The organism is uncultured Cetobacterium sp. (assembly GCF_947039425.1).
Classification (GTDB): Bacteria; Fusobacteriota; Fusobacteriia; order Fusobacteriales; family Fusobacteriaceae; genus Cetobacterium_A.
This window is the reverse complement of the sequence record NZ_CAMQYW010000078.1, coordinates 1-7045: the sequence shown is the minus strand read 5'-3', so window position 1 is coordinate 7045 and position 7045 is coordinate 1. Positions and strand designations below refer to the sequence as shown.

The window sequence follows — 7045 nt, the reverse complement described above, 5'->3', positions numbered from 1 at the left end:
TAAGAATGACTCTTCTAACATCACTAAATCAAACTTATCACAAATTTTTAATAAAACTAAGAATTCATTTTCTGGTAAAATTTCTCCATATTTTCCTACTCTATTTCCATCAACTTTTACATCAACCCAAGAGTTTCCTAATTCTTTTAATTGTGCTGGTGTCATATTTCCTATATAAGTTTGATTTGGTGCATAATTAACAACATCTTCAAAACTTCTGTATGAAGCTCTTATATTTTTTAAATACTCTGAATCTGGATGTACTTGCTTCTCTGTTGTTTGTGTTGTTCCATTATGTAATATCATCTCAGGTGTATGAACTAACGCATATCCCACATTTTTTAAAACAGCATAACTCATTATTAAACCTCCTAATTTTTATGAAAAAAGGCTGAAGGGAAGACACTTCTTTCCTTCAGCCACCTTCTTATCTTTCAAATACAGTTTGAGAATCTATTTCAATTGTTAATGCCTCTAACGCTTTGTCCACAATAGCTCTTCTTAATTTCTTCTCTTCAACCGCATCTACTAATGGATTTCCAAGAGGATAAGGAATTGCTACTGCTGGAACTATTCTATTTGCTCCTACAGTTTGTGAAATAGGTACTACTGTACAAATATGCACAACTGGGATTCCTGTTCTTTCTATTGCTTTTACCATCGTTGCTCCACAACGAGTACAAGTTCCTCAAGTAGATGTTAAGATTACTCCGTCCACCCCTTCAGATAATAGTTTTTTAGCAATTTCTGTTGCGAAAGCATCTGAGTTTGCTACAGATGTTCCATTCCCTACTGTTGTATAATAGTAAGGGAATAATTCTCCAATTTTACCTTCTGCTTCAATATCTTTTAATACGTCAACTGGTAAAACTCTATCTGGATTTTGATTTGCATATGTTGGATCATATCCACCATGAGCTGTTTGTCCCATATCATTTATAGAATACTCTCCATACTTAGATGCAGATGATGCTTCTATTCTATCTGGATTTCCAGTTGGAACTATTCCTCCAGAAGTAACTAAAGCAATTTTAGCTTTACTTAGATCTTTAATAGCTTTTCCTGGCTCAACTCTATCAAATGTTGGCATAGGATATTCAGTTTTAAACTCTTCTTTATTTAATTTTTTTACTAACATGTCTACAGCTCTTTCTGCTCCAACTTTATCAGCAAAATAATTCTTTCTCATTCCTCTTAAGATATATCCATCAGTTTCAGGACAATCTACAACTTCTTTATTATATAATTTTAATGCTAATTTAGCTATTGTTGGTAATGCTGATCTCATCCCTGCTGCAGAATCTTTAGTCTCAACAATGAAAAGATCTTTTCTAAACATGTCTACACCTGGATTTTCAATATACATTCCAGTAACAACAGGAATTCCTAATTCTTCTTGAACTAGTTTTGCCATTGTTCCACAAGCAACTCCGTATCTACCTGCATTAAATGCTGGACCTGCTACAAATATATCTGGATTTTCTGCTTTAATTAAATCTAAAATTCTAGCTTTTGCTACTTCTAAATTTTCATTAAAATATGAATCTCCACAAATAATAGTTGCTACAATTTCCGCTTTCCCATCAAACTCTTTTTCTAAACCTAATCCAGGTCCTACTTTTCCAGCTCTCTTTTCTGGCTCTATATGCGCCATTTCTTCTCCACCAATATTGGCAAAGAATTGGTTTATGTAATGTACAACTCTTATCTTAGACATCTGACACCCCTTCTGTAGTTTAAGGTTTCTCTTACTAGAGAAAATTTTGTTTTTTAATAACCTAACCTAGGTTATATTGGATTCTATGGATTTTTTGTTACGGCAGTTTGTAAATTTTTTAATTCTTAAAAATTATAGGTATTTACAACCTTTTCTCATTTCATGCATCTCTTCAACGATAGAAGGTACATCTAATACCATCTCCATCATTCCGATTTGCTCATCGTAAACCGCTGGGTCTACTGCATTTTTAAACTCATCTTCTAAAACGTGATATACAGTTAATCCTAACTCTACACCTGCAAGACAACCTGCATATGTTGGATCTCCTGATATTACTGTTTCAGCTGCAAGACCAGATGCTTCTGCTTCTGCTGCTCCTAATAATATTACTATATTTTCTGGACCGAATTCTCCTGCCAAAGACTCGATTCTTTTTTGATTTTCTAAATCCATAGCTCCCGCTGCCGTTCAGACAAAACATTCTGTTGCAGCAAATAACACCTGAACATTTTCTACAGTTTCTACACACTCTTTGATAGCTTCCCCAGGGATTCCATCTCTGTCACCAATGATTATTACTTTTTTATTCTCTATAATACTCATTAACTCTCCTCCTCGAAAAATAATTTTTATTTTTTTATATATATAATTTTACTTAATTAATAGCTTTTAGCTGTTAGTCTGTTAAATCCTAATTCATTAGTTGCTCCTGTGATTACTTGAATCTCTGCAACTATACTTCCATCTTCTCTTAATGATCCATCAAATCCACCTGCGATAGTATCTGTATATGAAGTCATTCCTATGATTCTATCCATTGGAGGTAATGTGATTAACTCATTAGCATTTCCACCAGTTACAACTGCATCTGCTAATTTATCAGCATCTGCTAAAGATTGAGAAGCTCCATCTCTTCCAGCATATTCATCAGTTACGATAACTGTTTTAATTCCTTTTGTTTCTATTTTTTTACAGTTCATAATTAAATCTGTATCTGGATTTCCAAATCCTTCTTGAGAAACGATAGCTCCATCAAGACCTAAATATTCACATAATTTAGCTGTCATATCAGATGATCTAACTTTATCTGCTAAAAATACATTTTCATTTGTTACAATAATTCCCATGAAGTTAATTTCTTTTCCATGTTTTGCATATAATGACTTAATAATTGGATTATTTAAGTGATGATATGTAGTATTTTTATCACAAGCTGATACACAGTTTCCACTAATTATTGCTCCATCCATAACTTCAGTTGGATATAATATTGTAGGAATTATTTTCTTTGCATCTACTCCATATACATATGTATCATGAAGTAATCCTTGTGTTTGAAGCATATATACATAACCAACTTTTGGTAAGTCTGGATACTGTGCTGCTTGCTCAAATATTGGCTTAGTTTCATATGTTAAAACATCATCTGGAGTAACTTCTTTTGCTAAGTTACCAATAAACTCAGATACTTTTAATCCAGCCATTCTAACAGATGCCTCATATACGTGAGACTCTAATCCTTCATTTGGCTCAATTACTAAACATAAATTGTTTAATTTTGAGAATGGAGTATAATCTGCTCCTGGACCTTGCATATCAATAATTCCTTCTTGGAATCCTACAATTTTACCACAAGTTACAACACCCATATCTTTTAAAACATGAGTTCTTCCTGATCCTACAGTTTCAGTTTTAGATAAGATACCAGGGAATGCTCCACCGTTACCTTCAACTTTTACTCTTGGCTCAATTACATCTTTTACTGGAGTGATTCTTACTGATTCCCCAGGTTTTGCAATCTCGATATTTAATGACTTAATTTTATCATCAGCCATAACTATCTTTTTAATATCTTCTTGGTTGATATAAAGAACTCCTTCTTCAACCTTTGACACATCACCAAATATGATGTCTTTGATTTTGATTTCTCCGATCTCTAGACGCAAGTTTGTTTCCTCCTTAATTATGTAATTAATTAAATTATAGTGATTTTAATATCATTTTTTCTATGTTTTCTTTAGTTGCATCCTCTTTTGTTAATTCGTTCTTCTTTTCACCATTTTCATAAATAGTGATTGTTGGTAATCCTAAAACTTTCTCTTTTATAGCTAATCTTCTAGCTTTTGAAGTGTTAAATTTGTAGAATTCTATTCTATCTCCATAAATTTTTCCTAACTCTTCAATGTGAGGTACTAAAGCCTTACAAGGCTCACACCCATCACTAAAATAGTCAACTAAAACTAGCTTTTTACTTTCTTTTACAAGTTCGTCAAAATTATCTTTTGTTATTTCTAACATTTTTTCATCTCCTTTGTATATTAGTTTTAAGATCTATATTAAATTTTTATTTTTCAAACTCTTCTTTGATATATTTATAAGCTATTGTTGCTGCTATAGCTCCATCTGCTGTTGCTGTTACAACTTGTCTTAAACTTTTCACTCTTAAATCTCCAGCAGCAAATACACCAGGTATATTTGTTTCCATATTATCATTTGTTATTACAAAATTACTATTATCAACTGTTATAACATCTTTAAATAAATTTGTATTAGCATCAAAACCTACAAACATAAATATTCCAAATGTTCCATCTTCTTCAGGAGCGAAATACTCATACTCTTCACCAGTTACATTATTTTTAAAGATCGCTGATTCAGCAATTCCATCACCTTTTACTTCTAATAATTCTGTATTATATTTAACTTCAATTTTGGGATTAGCTAATGCTTTTTCCTCTATTGATTTTGCACATCTAAAGAAAGGTTTTCTAACAACAAGTGTTACTTTTCTTGCAAAATCTGCTAAGTAAATTGCTTCTTCAACTGCAGAGTCTCCTCCACCAACAACAAACACTTCAAAATCTGTAAAGAAATCAGCATCACAAGTTGCACAATATGATACACCTTTTCCTGTAAATTCTTTTTCACCTATACATCCTAATTTTCTAGGAACTGCACCAGTAGCTAAGATTATAGATTTACCTTGATAAATTTCTCCATCTGCTGTTTCAATAGTTTTTATTTTATCTGATAGATTTACTTTTTTTATCTCTTTCATTACTCTTTGAGCTCCAAAATCCTCAGCTTGTTGTACCATTCTTGCTACAATTTCAGGTCCTGTTGGGTGCTCTGCCCCTTCTTTACAAACTGATCCTGGATAGTTTGCTACATCAGCAGTAATAACGATTTGTCCTCCCATTCTTGCTTTTTCAAACACTAATGTTGACATTTTGCTTCTTGAAGCATACAAAGCTGCACTTAATCCTGCTGGTCCTCCACCGATAATCAGTGTGTCGTAAATTTTACTCATTTTAGTCCTCCCATACTTTCTATTCCACTTTTTATTACTAAGTAATCTATAGTTTGGAAATCAAATAAGATCTCCTTTGTATATGCTTTTCTGTTTCTAGTATTCACTAAAAATTTTTTAACCACTTCTATGGAATTTTCTATTAAAGTTAATGAATTAAAATCTAATTCAGTTTCCGTCGGTCTTTCTATTAAAATGCTTTTATATGGTGTTTCTCCAGGCTTAATACTACTTGTTAATGGATGTGTTAGGATTTTAGCTCCTTTATGTATTTCATCCCTTACATAACAAAGTACATCTAAATATGTCTTATCATCTAAATAAACTTTATCAAGCTCTAAAACATTTTTTTCTGTTAAAGGATTGTTAGTTACTAATACTGTTTTCATTTTCAACTCCTTAAAATTCTGTAATCATCTATTTTTTGAGTAATCTTTAGAGAGTCAAATTTCTCTAAAATCAATAATGCCATCCTTCTATTTGTTTCCAAAAATGTTCTAAAATCCTTTAGTCTCAATTCTTTATTTAGTTGAAAGTATTCTCTTAATTTTTTTTCTGATTCTTTATAGAATCCTGCTAATATATTTGTATCATCTCCTAAAAATACAAGGAGTTTTTTTTCTATAAGATAATAAACCATATTATCAAACTCTTTTTTATTTAAAAACAAATTTGAAATTTGTTTAGTTTTCTCTGGATTAAATCCATAGTCTTTATATTTTACTAAAATATCATCTTTTAATTTTTTTTGTTCTTTATTTAAAGTAACTTTGTGATTAAAAAGTGCTATTTTATCTTCTAATATATTTAAAAATTCTATTTTTTCTAAATAATTTAAATATGTATTAAAATCTTTTCCTTTTATATTTTTAAAATATTTATTTTTTATCTCAGCTTTGGGTAAATACAACTTTAATGAATTATTTTTATAAAAATCTTCAAAGTAAGATTTTATGTTTATTTTTAAATCTTCAATATATTTTTTATATACATAAAACTTTTCATTATTTTCTTCCATTACTTCAATATCTATATTATTTAATAAATTAGTATCTTCTGAAATATTATTTAAAAAACTAAAATGTTCTAATAAATCTATATATGTTACCAAAACTCCTCGTTTTTCTTTTAAGTAAAGTTTAATCTGCTCTAATAAATCTCCATTAGATAAAACTTTTAATTTATCTATGTACTCTTCATCTGTTCTTTTCGTTATCTCTCCAGATGTATTTATAACTCTGATTCCTCCCAATGTTTGAATAGGAGAAACACTTCTTAAAATTCCCAAATCATTTTTTAATCCTACAAATTCTTCTTTTAACTCTAACTGAATAAATGAAGACTCTCCACCATCCAATTTATTTTTTCCAAAGATTTTTATTTTAGCTAAAATCTCTTTAGTTCCTATGTTTAATCTCACTTGAGAATTATTTTTTAAACTTTTACAAGTTTTTAATAATTGTAAATAACAATCTATTCTTTTACTACTCTCTAAATTAAAATTTTTAGATAATATATCTCCTCTTGATAGGTCACTTATTTCTATTCCACTTAAATTTAACGCACATCTATTACCAGCTTCTAATACCTCTAAAGATTTCCCATGATTTTCTATTGATTTAACCTTTGTTTTAATCTTCTTAGGATAAATCATTACAGAATCTCCAATACTCACCTTGTTGTTCTGAGAAGTTCCTGTTACTACTGCACCAAATCCTTTTACACCAAATACTCTATCTACTGACATTCTAAAATTTTTATCTTCTTCTGTTGCAAAATTTATCTTATTTACTTGTTCGATAATATGAGATTTTAAGTTATCATAAGATTCTATATTTTTTATTGAAGTTTCAAATATCTCACTTCCTTCTAAAAATGAATCTTTAAAATATTCTCTTATCTCTTCTTTTACTTCTTCAATTCTTTCACCACTACATAAATCACTCTTTGTTAATACAATCGTTCCATACTTTATTCCTAAAAATTTACAGATATTAAAATGTTCTATAGTTTGC

At 30.0% G+C, this 7045-nt stretch carries 8 protein-coding genes; all 8 read right to left on the bottom strand.

The annotated features are described in order from the left end of the window. Positions 1-360: hypothetical protein (locus Q0V09_RS05665; RefSeq protein ID WP_297487589.1), on the bottom strand; the 360-nt coding region annotated here is incomplete at its 3' end. 67 nt (positions 361-427) lie between these two features. Then, on the bottom strand, positions 428-1717 hold the full coding sequence (gene grdB / locus Q0V09_RS05660) for a glycine reductase complex selenoprotein B (protein WP_297487587.1): 1290 nt from the start codon (positions 1715-1717) through the stop codon (positions 428-430). 132 nt (positions 1718-1849) lie between these two features. Then, positions 1850-2323, bottom strand: a complete 474-nt coding sequence (gene grdA, locus Q0V09_RS05655) for a glycine/sarcosine/betaine reductase complex selenoprotein A (RefSeq protein ID WP_297404812.1) — start codon at positions 2321-2323, stop codon at positions 1850-1852. Between the two features lie 56 nt (positions 2324-2379). Beyond that, entirely contained in the window at positions 2380-3666 is a 1287-nt protein-coding gene (locus tag Q0V09_RS05650; protein ID WP_297404815.1) for a glycine/sarcosine/betaine reductase component B subunit, read from the bottom strand. A gap of 34 nt (positions 3667-3700) precedes the next feature. After that, positions 3701-4018 carry a thioredoxin domain-containing protein gene (locus Q0V09_RS05645; protein WP_297404817.1) on the bottom strand — a complete coding sequence of 106 codons (318 nt, stop codon included), beginning with the start codon at positions 4016-4018 and terminating at the stop codon, positions 3701-3703. A 46-nt stretch (positions 4019-4064) separates the two neighbouring features. Next, positions 4065-5030: an FAD-dependent oxidoreductase gene (locus tag Q0V09_RS05640; protein ID WP_297404819.1), complete on the bottom strand. Its 966-nt coding sequence runs from the start codon at positions 5028-5030 to the stop codon at positions 4065-4067. Further along, a complete protein-coding gene (locus Q0V09_RS05635) occupies positions 5027-5419 on the bottom strand; it encodes a GrdX family protein (protein ID WP_297404821.1) in 393 nt (130 codons plus the stop codon). Before Q0V09_RS05635 ends, Q0V09_RS05640 begins: the two co-directional genes overlap by 4 nt. Positions 5420-5421: 2 nt before the next feature. Further along, on the bottom strand, positions 5422-7045 hold a 1624-nt coding region (locus tag Q0V09_RS05630; RefSeq protein ID WP_297487585.1), incomplete at its 5' end, for a selenocysteine-specific translation elongation factor.

Bases quoted from the DNA above. Each gene is read 5' to 3' on its own strand.
- Q0V09_RS05645 (WP_297404817.1), bottom strand. From the start codon at position 4,018: ATGTTAGAAATAACAAAAGATAATTTTGACGAACTTGTAAAAGAAAGT.
- Q0V09_RS05640 (WP_297404819.1), bottom strand. From the start codon at position 5,030: ATGAGTAAAATTTACGACACACTGATTATCGGTGGAGGACCAGCAGGA.
- Q0V09_RS05635 (WP_297404821.1), bottom strand. From the start codon at position 5,419: ATGAAAACAGTATTAGTAACTAACAATCCTTTAACAGAAAAAAATGTT.